19 protein-coding genes are annotated in these 22003 nt (G+C 67.3%); 9 read left to right on the forward strand and 10 right to left on the reverse strand.

The genetic code is table 11. From position 1 onward, the window contains the following. Positions 1 to 221 precede the first annotated feature (221 nt). The 5 genes from HRL51_RS03200 to HRL51_RS03220 all read left to right on the forward strand — a co-directional run bounded on the left by HRL51_RS03200 (position 222) and on the right by HRL51_RS03220 (position 7082). Entirely contained in the window at positions 222 to 1679 is a 1458-nt protein-coding gene (locus HRL51_RS03200; protein ID WP_172193359.1) for a purine-cytosine permease family protein, read from the forward strand. A 2-nt stretch (positions 1680 to 1681) separates the two neighbouring features. Next, a complete protein-coding gene (locus HRL51_RS03205; RefSeq protein ID WP_172193361.1) occupies positions 1682 to 2539 on the forward strand; it encodes a purine-nucleoside phosphorylase in 858 nt (285 codons plus the stop codon). Between the two features lie 103 nt (positions 2540 to 2642). Next, the gene (gene fumC / locus HRL51_RS03210) at positions 2643 to 4064 is read left to right on the forward strand and encodes a class II fumarate hydratase (protein ID WP_172193363.1); all 1422 of its coding nucleotides are present in this window, start codon (positions 2643 to 2645) and stop codon (positions 4062 to 4064) included. A 218-nt stretch (positions 4065 to 4282) separates the two neighbouring features. After that, the gene (locus HRL51_RS03215; RefSeq protein ID WP_172193364.1) at positions 4283 to 5563 is read left to right on the forward strand and encodes an MFS transporter; all 1281 of its coding nucleotides are present in this window, start codon (positions 4283 to 4285) and stop codon (positions 5561 to 5563) included. 1 nt (position 5564) lies between these two features. After that, complete coding sequence (locus HRL51_RS03220) at positions 5565 to 7082, forward strand: carboxylesterase family protein (RefSeq protein ID WP_172193366.1); 1518 nt, start codon at positions 5565 to 5567, stop codon at positions 7080 to 7082. A 149-nt stretch (positions 7083 to 7231) separates the two neighbouring features. On the opposite strand, the gene HRL51_RS03225 is transcribed toward HRL51_RS03220, so the two are convergent. Continuing rightward, positions 7232 to 7855, reverse strand: a complete 624-nt coding sequence (locus HRL51_RS03225; protein WP_172119523.1) for a GntR family transcriptional regulator — start codon at positions 7853 to 7855, stop codon at positions 7232 to 7234. Between the two features lie 510 nt (positions 7856 to 8365). On the opposite strand from HRL51_RS03225, the gene HRL51_RS03230 reads away from it, so the two are divergent. Further along, positions 8366 to 8680 carry a hypothetical protein gene (locus HRL51_RS03230; RefSeq protein ID WP_172193368.1) on the forward strand — a complete coding sequence of 105 codons (315 nt, stop codon included), beginning with the start codon at positions 8366 to 8368 and terminating at the stop codon, positions 8678 to 8680. A 70-nt stretch (positions 8681 to 8750) separates the two neighbouring features. Here HRL51_RS03230 and HRL51_RS03235 read toward each other — a convergent pair whose 3' ends face one another. Continuing rightward, positions 8751 to 9764, reverse strand: a complete 1014-nt coding sequence (locus HRL51_RS03235; protein ID WP_244960233.1) for a LacI family DNA-binding transcriptional regulator — start codon at positions 9762 to 9764, stop codon at positions 8751 to 8753. 478 nt (positions 9765 to 10242) lie between these two features. Here HRL51_RS03235 and HRL51_RS03240 point away from each other — a divergent pair, with 478 nt between their 5' ends. Genes HRL51_RS03240 through HRL51_RS03250 form a run of 3 tightly spaced genes read left to right on the forward strand, consistent with a single transcriptional unit; the run spans position 10243 to position 13519 of the window. Further along, on the forward strand, positions 10243 to 11268 hold the full coding sequence (locus tag HRL51_RS03240; protein ID WP_172193369.1) for a Gfo/Idh/MocA family oxidoreductase: 1026 nt from the start codon (positions 10243 to 10245) through the stop codon (positions 11266 to 11268). Next, positions 11265 to 12089 (forward strand): TIM barrel protein, encoded by an 825-nt coding sequence (locus tag HRL51_RS03245; RefSeq protein WP_172193371.1) that lies wholly within the window; start codon positions 11265 to 11267, stop codon positions 12087 to 12089. The genes HRL51_RS03240 and HRL51_RS03245 overlap by 4 nt, the downstream gene beginning before the upstream one ends. Next, entirely contained in the window at positions 12089 to 13519 is a 1431-nt protein-coding gene (locus tag HRL51_RS03250; RefSeq protein WP_172193373.1) for a sugar porter family MFS transporter, read from the forward strand. The genes HRL51_RS03245 and HRL51_RS03250 overlap by 1 nt, the downstream gene beginning before the upstream one ends. A gap of 138 nt (positions 13520 to 13657) precedes the next feature. Here HRL51_RS03250 and HRL51_RS03255 read toward each other — a convergent pair whose 3' ends face one another. The 8 genes from HRL51_RS03255 to HRL51_RS03290 form a co-directional block, all read right to left on the reverse strand. Beyond that, positions 13658 to 14893 (reverse strand): MFS transporter, encoded by a 1236-nt coding sequence (locus HRL51_RS03255; RefSeq protein WP_172193391.1) that lies wholly within the window; start codon positions 14891 to 14893, stop codon positions 13658 to 13660. 198 nt (positions 14894 to 15091) lie between these two features. Continuing rightward, positions 15092 to 16096: a LacI family DNA-binding transcriptional regulator gene (locus HRL51_RS03260; protein ID WP_172119528.1), complete on the reverse strand. Its 1005-nt coding sequence runs from the start codon at positions 16094 to 16096 to the stop codon at positions 15092 to 15094. Positions 16097 to 16181: 85 nt separating this feature from the next. Then, positions 16182 to 17843: an MFS transporter gene (locus tag HRL51_RS03265; protein WP_172119529.1), complete on the reverse strand. Its 1662-nt coding sequence runs from the start codon at positions 17841 to 17843 to the stop codon at positions 16182 to 16184. Continuing rightward, positions 17840 to 18664, reverse strand: a complete 825-nt coding sequence (locus HRL51_RS03270; RefSeq protein WP_244960234.1) for a TIM barrel protein — start codon at positions 18662 to 18664, stop codon at positions 17840 to 17842. The genes HRL51_RS03265 and HRL51_RS03270 overlap by 4 nt, the downstream gene beginning before the upstream one ends. Next, entirely contained in the window at positions 18661 to 19683 is a 1023-nt protein-coding gene (locus HRL51_RS03275) for a Gfo/Idh/MocA family oxidoreductase (RefSeq protein WP_172119530.1), read from the reverse strand. Before HRL51_RS03275 ends, HRL51_RS03270 begins: the two co-directional genes overlap by 4 nt. A gap of 171 nt (positions 19684 to 19854) precedes the next feature. Further along, positions 19855 to 20442 (reverse strand): dihydrofolate reductase, encoded by a 588-nt coding sequence (locus HRL51_RS03280; RefSeq protein WP_413228062.1) that lies wholly within the window; start codon positions 20440 to 20442, stop codon positions 19855 to 19857. Next, on the reverse strand, positions 20439 to 21326 hold the full coding sequence (locus HRL51_RS03285; RefSeq protein WP_172119531.1) for a thymidylate synthase: 888 nt from the start codon (positions 21324 to 21326) through the stop codon (positions 20439 to 20441). Before HRL51_RS03285 ends, HRL51_RS03280 begins: the two co-directional genes overlap by 4 nt. Continuing rightward, on the reverse strand, positions 21323 to 21994 hold the full coding sequence (locus HRL51_RS03290) for a hypothetical protein (protein ID WP_172119532.1): 672 nt from the start codon (positions 21992 to 21994) through the stop codon (positions 21323 to 21325). The genes HRL51_RS03285 and HRL51_RS03290 overlap by 4 nt, the downstream gene beginning before the upstream one ends. Positions 21995 to 22003 lie beyond the last annotated feature (9 nt).

Here is a 22003-nt window from a genome sequence, read left to right on the forward strand (position 1 = left end):
GTGGGCTCCTTTCGTCGGTGACGTTGCAGCCACAGTCTCCCATGCCCGCTGGTGGTGCGCAGTAGTCTGGTGCCCCAGAGCGATCATGTTCTCCCTAGGCGATGTGTCCGGGCCCATTCCCGCAACCGTGTGCTCAGGGAAGCCGTGGCCTGGGCGTGGCCTTAGGCTGTGATGGTCCCATGGCACTGCCGCCCTCCCTCCTCACACAGAAGGGGACGCTGATGTCCTCCACCTCCTCACCCTCCGCTGCGCCCGAGGCCGGATCCGGCCTCATCGAGAACGCCGGGCTCGACGTCATCGCCGAGTCCGAGCGCAAGGGGCGCCCCTCCGACCTCTTCATGCCCTGGTTCGCAGCCAACATCTCCGTCCTGGGCCTGTCCTGGGGGTCATGGGTCCTCGGTTTCGGGCTGTCCTTCTGGCAGGCCGTGGTCGCCAGCGTCGTCGGGGTCGTGGTCTCCTTCGGCCTGTGCGGCGTCGTCGCCGTCCTGGGCAAGCGAGGCTCGGCTCCTACGCTCGCCCTGTCTCGCGCGGCCTTCGGCTACAACGGCAACCGCCTCAGCGCCGCCATCTCCTGGATGCTCACCGTGGGCTGGGAGACCGTGCTGTGCGTCAGCGCCACGCTCGCCTCGGCCACAGTGCTGCAGGCGCTGGGCTGGCACAACCAGGTCGGTGCCCAGGTAGTCGGCTTCCTCATCACCGTGGGGCTGGCTGCCTCAGCCGGAATCCTCGGTTTCGACACCATCATGAAGGTCCAGACCTGGATCACCTGGGCCACGGGCGCGCTGACCGTCATCTACCTCGTGCTCGTCGCTCCGCAGATCAGCTTCTCCGCGCTGTCGGAGCTTCCTGCGGGCAGCGCCGCCGCTGTCATCGGCGCCCTGGTCATGGTCGTCACGGGCTTCGGGCTCGGTTGGGTCAACGCCGCTGCGGACTACTCGCGCTACCTGCCCCGCAAGGCCTCGACCGCCGGTGTCGTCGGCTGGACCACCTTCGGCTCCTCCCTGCCCGTGGTCGTCCTGGTCATCGCCGGCATCATGCTGGTAGGCAGCGACCCTGAGCTCGGCACCGCCATCGACTCTGACCCCATCGGCGCGCTGACCACCATCCTGCCCACCTGGTTCCTCGTGCCCTTCGCAGTCGTCGCGATCCTGGGACTGGCAGGCGGCATCATCATGGACCTGTACTCCTCGGGCCTGTCCCTGCTGGCTACGGGACTGCCCGTCAGGAGGCACGTGGCTACCGCGATCGACGCCACGATCATGACCGTGGGCACGATCGCCGTCATCGCGGGCGCGGACGACTTCCTTGGCCCCTTCCAGGGCTTCCTCACCACCCTGGGCGTGGTCATTGCTGCCTGGGCCGGTGTCATGATCGCCGAGGTCCTGCTGCGCAAGCGCGACTACGACGAGGCCGCGCTGGCCACGCCGAACGGTGTCTACGGCTCGGTCAACTGGGAGGCCGTGGGCCTGGTGCTCGTCGGCTCGCTCGCGGGCTGGGGCCTCGTGGTCAACTCCGCTGCCTCGTGGCTGTCCTGGCAGGGCTACCTGCTCGCGCCCCTGGGCGGTCGCGAGGGCGCGTGGGCCTACGCCAACCTCGGCGTGCTGGCTGCCCTGGTCATCGGCCTGGTCGGTCACCTGGTGCTCGGTGCCTCCCGGGTGCGTCGTCAGGAAGGACGCTGAGCATGACGACGACGGATCCTGTCCTGCTCGAGGCGCTCACCCTCTCAGGCGGCGTGGACGGGCCTGGACCGGCCCTGGAGGCCGCTCACCAGATCGCGCGGCGCACCGGCACTGACCGCCACGACCTGCTCGTCGTGCTCGGCTCAGGGGCTGACGGTGCGTTGGAGGGCTGGGGTGAACCTGAGGCGACGCTGCCGCTGTCTGACCTGCCTGGTGTCCTGGCGCCGGTCGCCCCCGGCCACCGGGACCTGCTGGCCTCCTACCGTCGAGCCCTGCCGGGAGACGACGCCGCCAGCCTGCGTGTGCTCGTCGCCTACGGCCGCACGCACCTGTACGAGGGACACGGTCCCGCACCGGTCGTGGCGACGGCTCGTGCCGCAGCGGCAGCGGGCGTACGCGCTGCGGTGCTCGTCAACGCCAACGGGTGCCTGCGCGACTGGCACCTCGGCGACGTCATGGCGATCACCGACCACCTCAACCTCACGGGCTTCTCGCCCTTTGACGGCACGGTCTTTGCGGACGTGCGTGAGGTCTGGGACCGGCGCCTGGCCCAGGTCCTGCGAGAGAGGACCGAGCGTGAGGGAACCTACGCGGCGCTGCGGGGCCCGGAGTACCAGACCATGGCGGAGACCCGGTTGCTGGCGGGAGGGGGAGCGGACGCCGTCGGCATGTCCACGGTCCTGGAGGCCATCGCCCTGCACCAGCTGGGCGTGCGCGTGGCTGGGATGAGCGTCGTCTCCGACCTGTCCTTCGCGGCCGACGCCACGGACCCTCAGGAGGTCGTCCGCCTGGTCTCTGGCGCGCACCGCACCCTGGCTGACGGCGTGGACGCAGTCGTGGCCGAGCTCGCGCGCGCCTGACTGACGCCAGGGCCTCTCACTGTGTCCAGGTACCTGGTCCCGCTGCCTGGACTAGGACGCCCGTCCCCGTGCCGGGCGCTGCGCTCCCGGCTAGCCTGGTCCCATGGCATCTGAGACCAGCGCTGCAACGCGCAACGAGACCGACTCCATGGGCGCCGTCGAGGTCGCCGCCGACCGTTACTGGGGAGCGCAGACACAGCGTTCCCTGACCAACTTCAACATTGGACGCGAGACCTTCGTCCTCACCCGTCCTCTCATCAAGGCGCTCGGCGTGCTCAAGAAGTCCGCCGCCCTGGCCAACGCCGAGCTGGGCGAGCTGCCCCGCGACATCGCCGACCTCATCGCCCAGGCCGGTGACGAGGTCATCTCCGGCAAGCTGGACGACCACTTCCCGCTCGTGGTCTTCCAGACCGGCTCGGGCACGCAGTCCAACATGAACTCCAACGAGGTCATCTCCAACCGCGCTATCGAGCTGGCTGGCGGGGTCATGGGCTCCAAGACCCCGGTCCACCCAAACGACCACGTCAACCGCGGCCAGTCCTCCAACGACACCTTCCCCACGGCGATGCACATCGCCGTAGTCGACGAGCTCCAGCGGATGTACCCGCGCGTAGAGCAGCTGCGCAACACCCTGGACGCCAAGGCCAAGGAGTACGACGACGTCATCATGGTGGGCCGTACCCACCTGCAGGACGCCACCCCGATCCGGCTGGGCCAGGTCATCTCCGGCTGGGTCGCCCAGATCGACTTCGCCCTCGATGGCATCCGCTACGCCGACTCCCGCGCCCGCGAGCTGGCCATCGGTGGCACCGCGGTGGGTACAGGCCTCAACGCCCACCCCAGGTTCGGTGCGCTCGCCGCCAAGAAGATCTCCGAGGAGACCGGCATCGAGTTCACGCAGGCGGACAACCTCTTCGCAGCCCTGGGCGCCCACGACGCCCTCGTGCTCGTCTCCGGTGCGCTGCGCGTGCTGGCCGACGCCCTGATGAAGATCGCCAACGACGTGCGCTGGTACGCCTCCGGCCCGCGCAACGGCATCGGCGAGCTCATCATCCCCGAGAACGAGCCCGGCTCCTCGATCATGCCCGGCAAGGTCAACCCCACCCAGTGCGAGGCCATGACCATGGTCGCCGTCAAGGTCTTCGGTAACGACGCCACCGTTGGCTTCGCCGGCTCGCAGGGCAACTTCCAGCTCAACGTCTTCAAGCCCGTCATGGCCTGGTGCGTGCTGGAGTCCATCCAGCTGCTGGGTGACACCTGCGTGTCCTTCGACGAGAACTGCGCCTACGGCATCGAGCCCAACCAGGACAAGATCCAGGACAACCTGGACAAGAACCTCATGCAGGTCACGGCCCTCAACCGCCACATCGGCTACGACAAGGCCTCCAAGATCGCCAAGAACGCCCACCACAAGGGCCTGTCCCTGCGCGAGTCCGCCCTCGAGCTCGGCTTCGTCACCGACGAGGAGTTCGATGCCTGGGTGGTCCCGGCTGACATGACCCACCCCTCCGCCGCGGACGAGTGATCGTGCTGCGCTCGCGGGCTGTGCCGGGCTAGCAGCCCGGCACAGGACCCGCTGCCGCGTGCAGTACTGGACGACGGCGCCCCGCACCTTTTCCTGCAAGGTGCGGGGCGCCGTCGTCATGTGAGGCACGTCAAGATGCGTACAAAAATAAAAAGTGCGTACACTTTAGGTGGTTCTTCCGTCCTGGAAGAATCTCCCTCCGCACAAGGAAGTGTCCTGTGAAGCGCATTCACTACGCCTGGTGGGTCTTCGTTGCCTGCTGCGTCCTGTCCGTTGTCGGCTTCGGACTGACCATCAACACCGCTAGCCTGTACTGGACGGCCATCGCCAAGGACCTGGGGGTGACGATCTCGCAGGTCTCCCTCATGTCCACCATCGGCTCCCTGGCCGGCGCCGCGATCCTGGCCGTCACCGGTCAGCTCTTCGCCAAGGTCGACGCCCGCATCCTGCTGACCACCTCCTTCGCCCTGACCGCGGCGACCTACCTGCTGGGCGCCACGGCCCACGACATGTGGGTCCTCTACCTCGTGGGCCTGGTCCAGGGCGTGACCAAGACGGTGGCGGTCTCCATGTCCATCGCCATCCTGCTGGCCAACTGGTTCGAGAAGCAGCTGGGTCTGGTCATGGGGATCACCGGGGCGCTCACCGCTGTGGGTGGCTCGATCTTCTCCCCGATGGTGGGATCGTGGATCGCTCAGGACGGTTGGCGCCAGGCCTACGTGCTGACCGCGATCGTCATGAGTGTGACGATCCTGCCGTTCACCATCTTCATCACGCGCCTGCGCCGGCCCGGTGTCGACACCCCCTACGGCTACGACCCGACCACGGGCGCGGAGCAGTCGGCCGACTCCGGCGTCCTGGCACGTCGCGCCTACCGCAGCGCTCCCTTCGTCGGCTTCGTCGTCATCGTGCTCCTGCTCCAGGGCGTGGCCTCCCTGGTCCAGCACGTACCGACCTACCTCAACCTCGGTGGCCTGTCCGAGGTGGCGACCGGCGCCGTCTTCTCCGCGCTCCTGCTGGGTGCGGCAGCGGGCAAGCTCGTTATCGGAGTGCTGCTGGACCACGTGCCGGCTCCTGTCGCCCTGGCTGTCTTCGCGCTGATCGGTGGCGGCGGCTGGGCGGGCCTCCTCCTGGTCTCCGGTCAGAGCCCACTGTCGGTGGCCTCCTTCGCCGCCGGTATGGGCCAGGGCTTCGCGCTGGTGGGCCTGCCGCTGCTGGTGCGGCGTGTCTTCGGCGGCCTGGACTACGCCACGATCTGGTCCACCGTCTCCCTGTTCGGGGCGCTGGGCAACGCCATCATGGTCTATGTCCACGGCCTGCTCCACGACTCCACCGGAGGCTACGAGCTGTCCCTGACCATCAACGTCGTCTCCTACGCGGTGGCCTACGCCCTGGTGCTGCTGGTCATCGTCGCCGGTCGCAGGCTCGTCTTCGACCGAGCCGGCTCGCGTGAGGACGCCAGCAAGGCCGCCCAGGTCGGCGACGAGGCGGTGGCCTGACGTGCACGAGGACGCGAGCACACAGACCCGCGTGCCTGAGGGCGCGACCATCCAGGCCTCCACCGGCCCGGTGCGTCGCTGGGCGGGGATCCGGTACGCCAGCGCTGAGCGCTTCGAGCCTGCGCGGGCAGTGGACGTCCTGCCGAAGGAGGCCCTGACCCCGGGGCCCGCCCCGGCGCAGCCCCTGCCCTACTACGAGGACCCGGGTGCGCCGGTGAGCGAGGACTGCCTCAACCTCACCGTCTGGGCGCCGCTGGAGACGCCCGAGGATCCTCTTCCGGTGGTCGTGTGGATCTACGGTGGCGGCTTCGAGCACGGCGCCAACTCCTCAGCCTTCTCCGACGCCTCAGCGCTGGCTGGCACCGGCAGGGTCATCTCGGTGGCTCCCAACTACCGTACCGGTGTCCTGGGCTTCCTCTCGCTGTCCCACCTGGGCGGTTACGACGGCGCCTCCAACCTCGGTCTTCGCGACGCCGTGCTTGCCCTGCGCTGGATCCAGCGCCACATCGCAGCCTTCGGTGGGGACCCGAGCCGAGTCACGGTCGTGGGGGAGAGCGCTGGAGCCTTCATTGCCGGTGCGCTTCCTGCTGTTGACGAGGCGTCAGGGCTCTACTCCGGGCTCGTCCTCGCCTCGGGCGGTATGAGCCGTGTCGTCCCCGGATGGCGTGCCAAGGAGATGACGGCGGCCTTCCTGCGTGAGCTTGACGTCGAGAGCGATCCCCAGGCCCTGCGTACCGCCACGCTGGACGACCTCTTCTCGGCCCAGCCGACAATCGCCGTCTCGGACATCGGTCAGCGCAACTCCACCGCGCCCCAGGCGCTGGGAATTGTGAACGACTCTGCCGAGCCCACCGGCGTGCTCACCATGCACCCCATGCGCGCGCTGGAAGCGGGCCGGGCGGCCTCGACGCCGATCCTCGTGTGCTCCACCCGGGACGAGATCTCGGCGTTCCGCAACCCCGAGGTCTTCGACCCGGCGGACCTGGAAACCGTGCGTGGCGAGATCGAGGACCTGGGGGTCGAACGGACACAGGCTGAGGCCCTGGTGACGCACTACGCGAGCCTTCCTGAGACTCCGACGGGGGAGGCGGGCAGCACGCCAGGGCTGGTACGTCAGCGTATGCTCACCGACTGGATCTACCGCCTCCCGGCTGCACGAGCCGCGCTGGCTCAGGCCGCGGCCGGCGGCACCGCCTACCTGGCGATGACCGGGCGGGCCGACGGCGCCCAGGCGGGTCACGCCTGCGACGGTCCAGGGCTGCTGGGGGCCAGCTGGCCGCAGTCCACCCCGGCGATGAGGGCCCGTGACGACCAGGTGCGCGGCTGGGTGCTGGACATGGCGACCAGTGGTGACCCTGGCTGGCCTGCGCTGCCCACCGGTGAGGCCTTGGCTGCCAGGCGCGCTGAAGAGCTTGCTCTGGGCCAGGGCGCCGCCGTCGCCGTGGCGGGCGAGGACTTCGACGCGGCCGGTGACTACCGGACGATGACCGAGCTGTGGCGCGGGGTCGACCGGCCCTGAGCCTGTCTGCGCCTGTCTGCGCTGCCTGGCAGGTCGGACGACGCAGCGACGTCAAGCACTGACCGGCCCGCCCAGGCGACGTCGTCGGACGAGCACGAGGTGGCGGGGACCCCCGTAACGGGGGTCCCCGCCACCTGCGTCTACGGCTCCTAGTCAGCCATAGAGGCCAGCAGGGCGTCACGAGCGTCGCGCAGGTGCTGGCAGAAGAGACCGGCCAGCCTGGCGGGGTCGCGCTGGTCGATCGCCTCGATCATCTGGCGGTGCTCGTCGTCAGCCTTGGCCCGCCCGCCGAGCGTGCCGATGTTGAGCGCCGAGTAGGGCTGAGAGGCTCCTAGCAGCTGGACGCACAGCGCCTGCGTGCGAGGGCGCTCGGCCAGGGTGTACAGCGCCTGGTGGAACTCGTAATTCGCCTCCAGCCAGTCGCCGTGCTCCTTGGCTGTCTGCGTGGCCGCGGCGAGCGCGCGCAGGCTGGTCAGCGAGCGGGGAGAGGCGGCGTCGACCACCGGAGCGGCCAGCGTCGGCTCGACGGCGATACGGAGGTCGTAGAGCTCGGCCACCTCAGCGGGCGTCAGGGACCGGACCACGGCACGGCGTCCGGGCCGCAGTTCCACCAGGCCCTCGCCGGCCAGGACCGCCAAGGCCTCGCGCAACGGGTTACGAGACACCTCGAAGTGTCGGGCGAGCTCGTCCTGGGGCAGCAGGCTGCCTGGAGCGAGCTCACCCTGGCGGATGGCTCGGCGCAGCGCCGAGGTAATGCGTTCAGGAGCGGTCACGAGGTTCTCCTCCGGGTGTGCTGCGCCGTCAGGTCGCGGGCACCTGAACCCTACACGGGCCCCGGCAGGGCCAGGGAGCAGGTGAGGGGCTAGAGGCTGACAGGCGGTTCTCCTCCGCGACACCTGCCTCCTCCAGGGCACGCAGGCTCCTAGGGCCTGGCCATCGGCCTTGGGGAAGCGGGTACGACACGAGAGGTTCCGGTGAGCCGGACGACCACCTAGATGCGAGGCGGCGTGTTCTGGTGGTTGGGGCGTGCATTCAACTCATCGCGGCGTGCCTGTGTCGAGGCGGCGTGCCGGCAGACGTTTCTGGGCACGCCCTCATCGCACAAGCACGCCGTCAGCGAGCTGGTGCACGCCGAGAGCGGGGTGAGGGGCAGGTGAGCCGCCTCCTGCACGCTCTGGAGTACCTGTGCGAGCCCGCGCACTGGTCCGGCGCCCTGGGTATCGCGGTCCTGCTGGCCCAGCACGTGAGCTACACCCTGGTCACGCTCACGCTGGCCAGCCTCCTTGGCCTGCCTCTGGGCTGCTGGGTCGGCCATACCGGGCGGGGGCGGCCTGTCAGGAGCAGCACGCGCCCTGCCCACCCTCGGACTGGTCACGCTCTTCGCGCTGGCCCTGGGCATCGGGCTGAGCGCACCCTTGCTCGCACTGGTCGTCCTGTCCCTGCCCAGTATCCTGACCAGCGCGTACACGGCCGTGGGGTCTGCTGATCCTGAGGCTGTTGACGGGGCGCGCGCCTGTGGGATGAGTGAGGCCCAGGTCCTGCTGCACGCCGAGCTGCCTCCAGGAGCTGCGCACGCTCAACAGTCGGTCGACCGTTGACGGGCTCGATTCCGCGGTGATCGCCAAGGAGTGGCTGACCGAGCACGAGCTGGTGGGCTGAGCCCAGGGATCAGTGGCGGGTGGGTGCGGCTGTTGAGGCGCGCTCCACGAGGCGAGGGACGAGAATCTGCTCGCTGGGTAGGTATTCGCGTGCCGCGCGGCCGATCGCCCTGTCCAGTGCCATCTTGGCCATGAGCGGGGCATTTTGATCGATGGTGGTCAGAGGCACCTGCGCCGAGGCTGATCGGCGGGCATTGTCGAAGCCGATAACGCTCACTCGCCCTGGAATGTCCACCCCAGCTGTCAGCAACCCCTGCATCAGGCCCGAGGCCACGCGGTCGTTAAAGGCGACGACCGCCGTCGGAAGTGGTGCGGAGCGCTCCAGCAGCTCGGCGGCGGCTCTCAATCCATCCTCGCGCTCCAGGCCTCCATGGAGGATCTCGCCGTGCTCTGCCAGGCCGTGGCGCGCCATGGCCTGGTGGTAACCAGCCTCCCGCTGTACGGAGGAGGGGACCTGGGCGCCATTGACGTGGACGATCCGTGAGTGGCCTAGCGACACGAGGTGGTCCACCGCCAGGGCCATCCCGCCAGCGTCGTCGACTCTGACGACGTCGACATCCTTGGACTCCAGCGGGCGTGCAACCGTCACCACAGGGACTTCGTCGGCCAGCAGGCGAAGACGGGCGGTGCCCAGCTGCGGGCCGAGCATGATGAGTGACTCGCACCGGTCGCGCAGCAGTGTCTCTGCTGCCCGGCGGTCATCGATGCCGGGTACCACCGCGGACAGGACCAGCTCGTGCTCGGTGTGCTGGGCGGCGGCGTACAGGCCCTCAACGAGCTCAGCGTGGAAGGGCTGGTGAACGCCGAAGGTGACTCCGATAAGTCCGGAGTGGGATCGGCGTAGAGCCCGGGCCCGCTGGTCAGGACGGTAGCCCAGACGTTTGGCCACTGCCTTGATACGACGTCGGGACTCCTGGGAGGCTCCGGCGGCGTCGCGCATGACGATGGAGGCTAGCGAGACCGAGCAGTTGGCCTCGCGTGCCACATCGACGAGGGTCACAGCACTCTTGCGTGGGGTGGGCATAGGGCCTCTGTGTGGTGTCTGGAGAGCGGATGCGTGAGGAATCTAGAACGTTCTGGCATAGGTTGCAAGCAGTAGATTGTTGAGAATCAAGGAAAAAGTGGCGATCTGTGGTGAGAGGTGAGGGAAGGGTTGCGCGGCGTGGAACGTGCTTCGTGTGCGGGTGACTGGCCCGTTCGTGGAGGGCGAGGACGGAACCGCTTCCCCCTCCTGGCTGGCGCCGCGGTCGTGTGGTCCGCGCTCCGCCACACGTGATACCCGTGCAGGAGGTAATGGCACTGCTGACGGCCTAGAAGAGTTAAAAATCTAGAACGTTCTTACGAAACTTTGAGAACAAAAATTCGCTTAATAACAGACGAAAGTCGCCATCTATCTTGAGAGAAGATGAGGGTAGGAGCGCAATCAGTCTGCAACGTGCTAGTTTCCTCTCGTCGCCAGGTGGCGATGCTGCTACCAGATATGACCTGACGAAGGAGTCATCGTGTCTCTTGCTTCCCCCGTCCGGCTCGCCCTGATCGGCGCCGGACGCATTGGAACCCACCACGCCCGTGCCATCGCGCTGGATGTTCCCACTGCCCAACTCGTCGCCGTCGTCGATCCTCGTGAGCAGGCGGCCCAGGCCCTTGCCCAGCCCCTGGGGGCGCGGGCTGAGTCAGATGCCACGGCGCTCATCGACTCTGAGGACATTGACGGCGTCGTCATCACCACGCCCGCTGCCCTCCACCGTGATCTCATCGTCGCCGCCGCGCAGGCGGGAAAGCACGTCTTCACTGAAAAACCCATCACCACCGAGCTTGATGAGGCCCACGAGTGCGTGGAGGCGGCCCGCCAGGCAGGGGTCGTCCTCCAAGTCGGCTTCAACCGGCGCTTCGCCCCCGGCTTCATCGCAGCCCGTCAGGCGGTCGATGACGGGCGGGTGGGCACCCCCCAGCTCCTGCGCTCCCTGACCCGCGACCCCGGCCCCTACAGCGGGGATCCGGCACGCACTCCGGCGTGGACCATCTTCCTGGAGACCCTCATCCACGACTTTGACACGCTGCGCTGGCTCAACCCCGGTGCCGAGGTCACGGAGGTTACCGCCCACGCTGACGCCCTTATTCGCCCCCAGGCGCGTGAGTCCGGCTTCCTGGACACCTCTGTGGTCACCCTGCGCTTCGACAACGGGGCCTTCGCCACCGCGGAAGCGAGCTTCAGCGCCACCTACGGCTATGACGTGCGTGGTGAGGTCTTTGGAGACGGCGGCATGGCAACAGCAGGTTCGCCACGTACCAGCAACATGGACTACTACGGACCGGCCGGAGTCTCTTATGACACTTCCCGCGCGGACACCGATCTTCTCCACAGCGCCTACGTTGGAGAGCTCTCCGCCTTCACCCAGGTCATCAATGGCGCTGAGCTACCTGTCCCCACCGGTGCCGACGGCGTCAAGGCACTGCAGATCGCCCATGCCGCCATCCGCTCCATCCAGGACAACCGCACCGTCGCCATCAAGGAGATCGCCCGATGAGCCCCGTCACCGTCCCCACCAACAACGCCTTCTCGCTGGCGGCGTGCTCCGAGATGATCTTCTTGGAGCGCCCCTTCATGGAGCGAGTGGAGGCCATCGCCGCCCGCGGTCTCAAGGTCGAGATCTGGGACTGGTCCACCAAGGACCTTGATGCCCTGGCAGCTCGTCGGGCCGATGGCGTCCACATCGACTCAATGACCGGCTACCTTCAGGGTGACCTCACCACCGACGAGGGCGTCTCCCGGCTCCTGGCAACCGCGGAGGAGTCACTCAAGGCAGCTGAGAAGCTGGAGTGCCCACGTCTGAACTTCCACGGCACCGGTCTGGGAGAGGGCGGTATCCCCGTGGTTGCCAACGCCCACCCCACACCCAGCGACTGGCTGCGGGCCGTTGACACCTGCGCCCGCCTTGCTGAGCTTGGCCAACGCGAAGGACGTGTCTTCGAGCTGGAGAACCTCAACACGGCCGTGGATCACCCCGGGACCCCGTTCGCCAAGGCCAGTGACACCCTGGCTCTGGTCAGCGCCGTCAACTCTCCCCACCTGCGGCTGAACCTGGACCTCTACCACGCCCAGATCGGCGAGGGAAACCTCATCGAGGCCTGCCGCGCCGCCCTGCCATGGATTGGAGAGATCCAGGTGGCTGACGTGCCCGGCCGCGCCCAGCCCGGAACCGGTGAGATCAACTATGCCGGTGTGGCCACGGCACTAGCCGAGATGGGATTCCGTGGCACCGTGGCCATGGAGGCCTTCGCCTCCGCAGACTCCGAGACGGCGCTGGATGACTTCATCCGCGCCTTCAGCGTGGAGGTGAGGGCGTGATGGCTGCTGTGACGTCATCTGGGGCCCCACGCGGCGCAGGCTCGGGTGGTGGGGTCAAGGAGAGAGTTGACAAGCGTCTGCTCACCATCCGCACCATCGCCACCCTTGGTGGTCTCCTGTTCGGCTACGACACCGGCGTGATCTCGGGAGCACTACCCTTCCTCAAGATGGCGGCAGAGGAGGGAGGCCTGGGGCTCAGCGCCTTCCAAGAGTCCATCGTTACCTCCTCCCTGACCCTGGGAGCCGCTTTTGGTGCCATCGTCGGCGGCCGGCTGTCCGACCGCTACGGGCGCAAGAAGAACATCATGATGGTGGCCGTCATCTTCCTGCTCGGCGCCGTCGGCTGTGCAGTCTCCCCCAACTATGGCGTGCTCGTGGGCTTCCGCTTCTTCCTTGGCCTGGCAGTTGGGGGCGCGAGTGCCACCGTGCCGGTCTACCTGTCTGAGATGGCTCCAGTCAGCATCCGTGGGACCATGGTGGCCCGCAATGAGCTCATGATCGTCACCGGTCAGCTCCTGGCCTACTCCTTCAACGCCTTCATCGCCGTTACCTGGCCCCAGGCACATGTGTGGCGCTGGATGCTGGTCATTGCCTCTCTACCGGCCATCGGCCTGTGGATCGGGATCCACCTGCTGCCGGAGTCCCCACGCTGGCTGGCCAACAAGGGCCGGGTGCAGGAGATGTGGGAGGTCCTCAACGAGGTGCGTATGCCAGACGAGGTTGAGACCGAAGGACGTGACATCGTGCGCCGCGTTGAGGAGGAGCGCAGCGTGGGCAACGGCTCCTGGTCGGACCTGCGCGTGCCCTGGATCCGGAAGATCACCCTCATCGGCATCGGTCTGGCGGCCCTGTCCCAGCTGACCGGCGTCAACGGCATCATGTACTACGCACCGACCATCCTGCAGACCACGGGCCTGGGGACCCAGGCCGCCCTGGTAGCCACCATCGCCAACGGTGTGGTCTCGGTGGTCGCGGTGTCCATCGGTATCGGTTTCCTCAAGCGCCTTCCACGGCGCCGCATGATGCTCATCGGTCAGTTCGGCGTTGTCGTCTCGCTCCTGGCACTGGGCTCGATGTTCCTGGCCCCCGAGTCCATGGTGCGCAGCCTCATGGTGCTGTTCTTCATGCTCACCTTCCTGTTCTCCATGCAGTGCTTCATCGGCCCGACCTTCTGGCTCATGCTCTCCGAGATGTTCCCGATGCGGGTGCGAGGGCTGGCCAACGGTGTTGCCGTGTTCTGCAACTGGATGGGCAACGTCATCGTCGCCTTCGCCTTCCCCAACCTCATCGAGGCCGTTCAGGGCAATACCTTCTTCGTCTTCGCAGGCATCAACCTGGTCACGCTCATCTTCTACTTCCGCTACCTGCCTGAGACCTTCGGGCACTCGCTGGAGTCCCTGGAGCGTCACTTCGAGGAGAAGTACTCCTGAACGTAGGCACGTGAGGCTTGGTGACACGGCCTCCTTGTCCGGTCTGTGGGGCCCAGCCGCAATGCGGCTGGGCCCCACAGGTGTGTGCACACGCAGCCAGCACACGCCGGGTACGCCCCAGCGGTATCGTCACGGCCCTCACACGCGTCTGGCAGGCCGCGCTCTGCCCAGGCGCGCCCAGGCCACGAGGGTCGAGACCAGCAAGATAGACAGCGCAAGCATGAAGGGTGCCAGGGGCTTCCAGCCGTAGAGCGCCGTCGCCGTCACCGGGGCGACGATCCACGTCACCGAGCCGGTTGCGTTGAGTACCCCGGCCACGCCGCCCTGCTCGGCGGGGGAGACCGCCAAGGAGCCTCCTGCGGTGAAGCCCGGGCCAGTCAGCCCTGAGGCTGTACCGAGGACGAAGGTCGAGGTGGCCAGGGCCCAGGCGGAGGGGGCCCACGACAAGGCCGCCAGCGCCGTCAAGCCCAGCACCGTCCCCGTCCGCAGCAGGCGGACAGGCGACCAGGCCAGGCGAGGGACCGCCAGCAGCTGCGTCGCCATGGCCCCAGCGGCATTGGCCAGGAGCATGAGACCGGTCAGTGACACGGCAGACTGCGCAGGAAGACCCAGGCGGTCCTGGACGATGAATCCCATCGTGATCTGGACGACCCCCGCAGTGAAGAACATGCCAATGCCGGCCCCCATCCAGGGTGTGATCCGGGGGTCCCGCCAGGACACGTAAGGAGGCAGCGCGTGGCGGTCCCTGGGGGAGGGTGCGGCCGCAGGCCGGGAGGAGGTACTGTCCTCACGCGGCACCCACCGCCACGCCACCAGCAGCGAGATGAGAACGAACCAGGGTGTGGCGTGGACCGGGGCGAAGATCCACCAGGCCGCCAAGGCGGAGGAGACCACCGAGCCGATCATGATCGAGAGCTGGACCGACCCCGAGAACGCCGCCATGCCGCGCACGCGGCTGGCCTCATCGGGAGTGATCTCGGCAATGAGCGCCTGGCCCGTGGGAGGGATGGCGGCGACTGCCGAGCCGAAGAAGGGACCGCGGGCCACCACGATCGCGGCGGAGGCTACGGCGGCGCCCAGCAGACCAGCCGAGCGCAAGCCCACGGCAGCGCTGAACAGGCAACCGGCCACCAGGGCGAGGCTGAGGGAGGTCAGGAGCACCCGCCGTCGTCCCCAGGCTACTGAGCGTCGGCCCCAGAACTGGGAGAGCATGGTGACGAACAATGCTGCCGCTGAGACCGCCAGCCCCACCACCCACTCAGCCAGGTCCAGCGCCCGGGCCAGCGGGGCGATCGACACATTGAGCATGTTCTGCGCCACGTAAGTGAACAGGACGATGACCAGCAGCGCGCGCAGTGTGGTCGAAGAGGTCAGCGTGTGTGATGGGGAACGTCTCTGCTGCCCTGAGGCATCAGGGCACGGTGGGATGGAACTGGGCTCGGGCACCGCGCCACCATAGCCGTCCCTGAGCGGCAGGCAGAACGTGGGAGCGCGAGGGGACGAGACCGTTGCTGCTTGCACGAGGAGGTGAGGCGGTGCGGAGCGTGCACGCTGTTGGTATCGTGGATGGCGCTAGCGTGGTGAGGAGGTGGAGGAGCGGGTGACCAGGCTTGGCACGAGGACCTGCTCGGTGGGCAGGTAACGGTTGGTCGCCCGCCCGATCGCCCGCTCCAGGGCCGTGCGGGCCATGAGGCGGGTGTCCTGAGCGATGGTGGTCAAGGGGACGATGCAGCGGCTCGCCTGACGGGAGTTGTCGAACCCGGTGACGGAGATGTCTGCGGGTACGCTGAGCCCGGCCGTAACCAGGTGGCTGACGATGCCGGAGGCACAGCGGTCATTGAAGCCCATGACCGCCGTCGGACGCGGCTGCATGGCAAGGACATCATCGGCAGCCCGCTGGCCGTCCTCCTCGTTCAGGCCCCCGCGCAGAACTTGGGCCTTGTCACCAAGCCCGAGCGAGTGCATCGCCTCGCGGTAACCGGCCACACGTTCCTCGCAGCCCGGGGCGCGACCACCGTCGACATGGATGATGCGTTCATGGCCGAGGTCATGAAGGTGACGGACCAGCTGGTTCATGCCACCGCGGTCATCGATCCGCACGATGTCGATGCTCTGCGACGCCATGGGACGGGCGACCACGACGACGGGCACCTCGGATCCCAGGGCGGCCACCCGGGAGGTGGATACGGTTGGCCCCAGGAGGATGAGCGCCTCGCAGCGGTCCTGGAGGAGGGGCTCGGCGGCCGCGATGTCGTCGGTGTTCGCGACCACGGCGCCCAGGACGAGCTGGTAGTCCGTGTCGTCAATGGCCTGGTAAAGACCTTCGACGAGGTCGGCATGGAAAGGCTGGAGCACGTTGAAGGTGACGCCGATGAGTCCGGAACGCTGGCGGCGCAGTCCTCGGGCACGCTGGTCAGGACGGTAGCCGAGGCGGTCCGCCACAGCGCGCACGCGCGCCCGGGTCTGCTCAGAGGCCCCGGGCGCGTCGCGCATGACGATGGACACGAGGGAGACCGAGCAGTTGGCCTCACGGGCGACGTCGACAAGGGTGACCTTGCCGCTGGGGCCACGAGACATGTGTGTTCCTCCGCTCTAGTGCTCCACCTGTGCCGGAACGTTACATGGCCGGGAGGGCAGAGGTATCCACCCTCCCGGCTGCTGCCTAGGAGTAGCGGGCCTCCATCTCCAGCTCGATCTGTTCCAGGGACTTGTCCTTGGTCTCAGGCATAATCTTGAACAGGACGAGTGCCACCACGAGGTTGAGCACCCCGTAGAAGGTGTAGGTCAGGCCCCCACCCAGCCCCTCTATCATGGCGGGGAAGGTCCAGGTGATAATGGCGTTGGTGATCCACAGGCAGAACACTGCTGCCCCGTTCATCACACCGCGTACGTCCGCAGGGAAGATCTCCCCCATCATGGTCCACACGACTGAGCCGTTCGTGGCCTGAACAACGAGCATGAACACCCCCATGAGGGCGAGGACGAGGAAAGCTGCCCACGATGGCGGGGTCGTGCCTGTACTCATGTGCGGGGCGATGGCGAACTGGAAGGTGGCGGCGATGGACAGTAGGACTACCCCGACGGCGATGACGTCGAAGATGAGGATGGTGCGCCGGGGCAGACGCCCCACGAGCCAGATGCCGATCGCTGCTCCGACCACCGAGAACACGCCGTTGGCGACCTGGGAGGTGATGGCCGCGGATGTTCCCATGCCGGCGTAGGAGAGGATCTTGGGCGCGTAGTACATGACGGTGTTGACACCGGTGGTCTGGTTGATAACCGCCAGGAAGATACCGACCAGGAGCAGCTTGCGCAGCCACGGGGTCGCAAGGACGTATCCCAGACCCTTGGCCCGGACACTGTCCTGCTCGTGCTGGCGTGCCTCGACCATGTCGATGATCTCATCAACCAGGGGGCCGTCCTTGGACTCGTGGCGCACACGCTTGAGGGCGCCGATGGCGTCATAGAGGCGTTCCTTGGCAATGTACCAGCGTGAGGACTCCGGCATGAGGCGGATGCCGATCCACAGGGCGATGGCGGGCAGCGAGGCGATGACGAGCATGTAGCGCCACGTCATGCCGTTGCCTGCCGAGATCATGAGCTGGTCGAGGAAGGCGTGGTAGTCAGCCTCGCTCATGGAGCCGCCGTTGGATGCGGCCAGCGCCGTGATGTCGTCGTAGAGATAGGTACCTGGTGCCAGGGTGCCTGAGGGGTCAGCATCAATAGTCAGCTGCGGACCGCCGTTGGCGGAGTTGATGATGGCGTTAGTGGTGTAGGCCAGCAGCTGACCGGTGATGATCATGAGCTGGTCGACGGCCACGATCGAGCCACGGATGCGCTTGGGGGCCGTCTCGGCCAGGTAGACCGGGACGGTCGCCGAGGCCCCTCCGACCGCCAGCCCCAGGACGAAGCGGAAGGGGTACATGACCCACATGTTGGGGGCCAGGGCTGTGCCGAGCGCGCCAAAGAAGAAGATGATGGCGAGCATCGTGATGTTGTGGCGCCGTCCGAACCGGTCAGACAGACGCCCTCCGAACAAGGCGCCGAAGGCGGCCCCCACCAGGAGGACTCCTCCGATAGCGCCCTCCTCCAGCGCGGTCAGCTGGAGGCCGCGAGCTGCGAAGGGCATGTACATGTACGGCAGGGCGCCGGAGATGACGCCGGTGTCGTAGCCGAACAAGAGGGAACCAATGGTGGCCACGGCTGCCAGGGCAGCGATTCCTCGGCGCTTGCCCGATGGAGGTGTGGCATCGACCGCGGCGGAGATCTGCTCGTGGGTCAGCGCACTGAGCTGGGAGTACTGGCTTGCAGGATGCTGGCTCATTGGGCCACCTCCACGGTGAAGGTCGACACGAATTCCTCCAGCGCGGCGTCGCAGACCGCGGTGGAGCCGTCCGGCCCGTCTCCGGTCGCCCAGGCCTCCATACCGATATTGCCTCGATACCCCATGTCAGCAAGGGCGCGGGCCACGGCGCGGTAGTTGATTTCGCCGGTTCCGGGCTGGGCACGGCCAGGGACGTCGGCGACCTGGAGCTCGCCGATATAGGGCAGGCTCTCCCGGCAGGTCTCGATAAGGTTCCCCTCGCCGATCTGGGCGTGGTAAAGATCCAGATTCATTTTCAGGTAGGGGGAGTCCACAGCGGCCACGAGCGCGAGCGTGTGCGCCGCGAGGGCGAAAGGAGTACCTGGATGGTCCACCGGGAGGTTGAGGTTTTCCAAGGTGAAGACGCGTCCCTCGCGCTCCCCGAGATCGGCCAGACGGCGGCATGTGTCTGCGGCTCGCAGCCAGTCGCTGGGTGTGGGGTGAGCGTTGGCGACGACGGGGATTCCACCCTCACCCAGGCCTGTGCCGTGGAAGTTGAGGACCGGACACTCCAGCTTCTCAGCAGCCTTGAGGGACTCCTGTGCCGTGGACAGGAGCTGACAGGTCCCGTCATCCGTGGTGAGGTCTCCCTGGATGTATCCGGTCATGGAGACCACGTGTACGCCGTCGGTGCGCTGGGCAGCCAGGGCATCAAGGTCCTTGGTGGTCCAGTCCCAGATCTCCACTGCCAGACCGTGGTCGGCGATCGCCGTCGTGCGCTCCAGGAAGGGCTTGTCCAGGTAGATCATCTCGGCGCATGCCGCCAGGGTGAAAGCCTTCACTTGGCCACCTCCGACAGCTCGACGGGACGGGACTGCATGACGGAGGCGATGGCAGCGTGTGCCACACGCAGGGCACGTAAGCCGTCCTCAGCGCCAGGGACCGGGAGCTGCTCGCCGCGCACGGTACGTATGAAGGCCGTGAGCTCCGCGACGTAGGCGCTGTGAAGCAGGTCGGTGTCCATCCGGGATGTTGCCCAGGAAGCACCTTCGGGACCGAAGTAGGTCATGTCGTTTTCGCGGCCGCTGCCGGCGATAGCCATACCGCCGGAACCGAAGACCTCCCCGCGCACGTCATAGCCGTAGAGCGCCTCGAAACATGCCTCAGCGGTGGCGACGGCGCCGTTGTCGAAGGTGAGGGTGACGTGGGCGGTATCGATGAATCCATCAGCCTTGGCCTCTGGGCGAATCAAGGCATTGGCCACGGCGGAGACGGTGAGGACCTCGGCGGTGGGGTTGAGCCACAGGAGGGTGTCGAAGTCATGGATGAGGGTCTCCAGGAACATGGTCCACTGGGGGATGCGGCTGGGGTCGGCGGCAAAGGGCCCTGGGTCACGGGTAAGGGAGCGCATGAGGCGGATGGCACCGATGCGGCCGTCGTCGACCGCCGCGCGGGCAGCAGCGAATCCGGGGGCGAAGCGGCGGTTGAAGCCGACCTGTAGACGTACTCCTGCCTGTGCACAGGCGTCAATGGCACGGTGGGCGTCCTCGATCGTGGTGGTCAGAGGCTTTTCGGTGAAGACGTGCTTGCCAGCCTGGGCCGCGGCCACGATAGCGTCTGCGTGCAGGGCGGCGGGAGTTGTGATGAGGACGGCGTCAAGGCCGGGATCAGCTAGCGCTTCCTCCAGGGTGCTGACCGGGCGGGCTCCGAGTTCTTCAGCCAGATGCTGGGCCGCCTGCTCGCGAGGATCGACGACGACTGAGATCCTCGCCCCGGGGACCTCGGCAGTGACGGCTCGGGCGTGGTGGCTGCCGATACGTCCTGCACCGACCAAGGCGATTGAGATGAGAGGGGTTGTCATGTCTGAACTCCTGTCTCCGGTGACCGCTCCAGTGCGGTCCGTGATGACGGAAGGAGACTATGACGTTCTAGTAGTGAATTGAAGGAAAATGAGGGAAGTCTAGATGGCATCCAGGTGAAATGCTGAAGTGACGTAGAAAAGACTGTAGAAAAGGACTCTAACGTTCTAGTTTCAGCTTGCGCTTTCGTGACGAACCCAGTGGTCAACCCGCCAGGCCGCGTCCCCTGAAACCGGACGCCACCAGCCCGCTGGGTCAGAACGGGACTTATCCAGGTGCCAGTGAGCGGGTGTGAGCAGGGGAGCGTGTACCGCGTCCTGGCCTGCCTGAACACGCACGTCAAGGTCAAGGGTCGAGACCACAGCCGTGTCAACCAGCCCCAGGGACAGGGCCTGGTCATAGACACGTCCTCCACCGATCACCCACACACGTGGCAGCCACTGGTCACGCTGGTCGCGTGGGTCAGGCCCCAGGTCAGGAAGCGCCCCCCGGGCAGCCTGGACCGCCTGCCTAAGATCGCTCATAACCAGGGCCGAGGCGTCAGACCACCCTGGCTGGCGCGTGAGCACGATGCTGCGTCGCCCGGGCAGGGCAGCGCCAATGGAGTCCCAGGTGGTGCGGCCCATGATGACCACTCCACCCAGGGTCGCGGCCTTGAAATGGCGGAAGTCAGCGGGCACGCGCCACAGCATGCCGCCCCGGGCACCCAGGATGCCGCTGCGGTCCTGGGCCCAGATCGCCCCGACGTCGTGGATGCTCACACCGCCACCGGAGCCTTGATCGCAGGGTGGTGCTCGTAGCCTGCTGAGGCGTCGATGTCCTCCATCGTGTAGGTGTCGATGGACTCGGCCTGGTGCAGCCGCAGCGTGGGGAAGGCATAGGCCTGGGGCACGTGGGCCAGTTGCTGGCGGACCTGATCGACGTGGTTGTCGTAGACGTGGCAGTCGCCGCCGGTCCACACCAGCTCACCGGGCTCCAGACCCGTCTGCTGCGCGAGCATGTGGGTCAGCAGCGCGTAGGAGGCGATGTTGAAGGGCACGCCGAGAAAGAGGTCGGCGCTGCGCTGGTAGACCTGTAGGCTCAGTCGGCCGTCAGCCACGTAGCACTGGAAGAAGGCGTGGCAGGGAGCCAGCGCCATACGGTCCAGCTCGCTGACGTTCCAGGCCGAGACCACCATCCGGCGTGAGTCCGGGTCGTGCCGCAGGGTGTGGATCAACTGCGTGATCTGGTCGATCGCCCCGCTCTCTCGCGAGGGCCACGAGCGCCACTGGACACCGTAGACCGGGCCGAGCTCACCGTGCTCGTCCGCCCACTCGTCCCAGATGGTGATGCCGTGCTCACGCAGCCAGGCGATGTTGCTCGCGCCCTGGAGGAACCACAGCAGCTCGCCCTTGACCGCCTTCATGGCGATGAACTTGGTGGTGATCCGAGGAAAGCCTTGTGACAGGTCGTAACGCAGCTGGCGGGCGAACAGGGAACGGGTACCGGTCCCGGTGCGGTCACCCTTGGGGGTTCCGTCGAGCAGGACCTCTGCCAGCAGGTCCTCGTAGGCGACGTCGACGCCGTCGGGAGCCTTGAGCCCCATCCGCTCCAGGCTCGGGTATCCGCTCGGAACAGGTGCCGTACCCGTGGACGGTGCCGTCATGCCTCGATCACCTCAACGTCGTCGGTATCAAGCGGTGCGGGGCCCAGCGCCGCCTGAGCGCCCTCGATCACCTGGTTGGCCAGCGCGCGTCCGCCGCTCCACCCGATGGCGGCGCCGATCCCGAAGGGGAGAAGACGCCCCAGGACCAGGGCGCCGCCGCGCACGGCCTGGTGCCTGGCCAGTCGCTTGACGAGCTGGGCGTTGATCGAGCGCACGGTGGGCATCGGCATCTGCGCCAGGGACTGCGCCGCCCAGTACAGGGTGGACAGGCCGAGGGACCCCTGGATGGCCTCGGCGCCGTCCTGGCCCAGGAGCGCCGAGAGCACGAGTGCACGCCGTTTGTCTGGTGTAACCACGCGCATGCCCTGCAGCTCAGCGACGGTCAGGACGTACTTGACCGCGCTAGCCAGGAAGACCGTGGTCTGCCCGACCGTCAGCACCGCTGCGGTACCGGTGCCGACCGCCGGCAAGGCCGCCGAGGCACCCACCGCCCCGGAGGTCAGCCCGGACTCGGTGCGGAAGCGGTCAGCAGCACGGCGCGCGAGCTCAGCGACATCGGCACCGGGGTACTCCCGGCGCATGTGCGCAACGTTTTCCTCAATGCGACGCGCGGGCAGCTCAAGTGCCTTGTCCAGCGCTCGTTCAAAGACGGTAAGCCGGGTTGACATGTGCTCGTC

The organism is Actinomyces faecalis (assembly GCF_013184985.2).
In the GTDB taxonomy this organism is placed as follows: Bacteria; Actinomycetota; Actinomycetes; order Actinomycetales; family Actinomycetaceae; genus Actinomyces; species Actinomyces faecalis.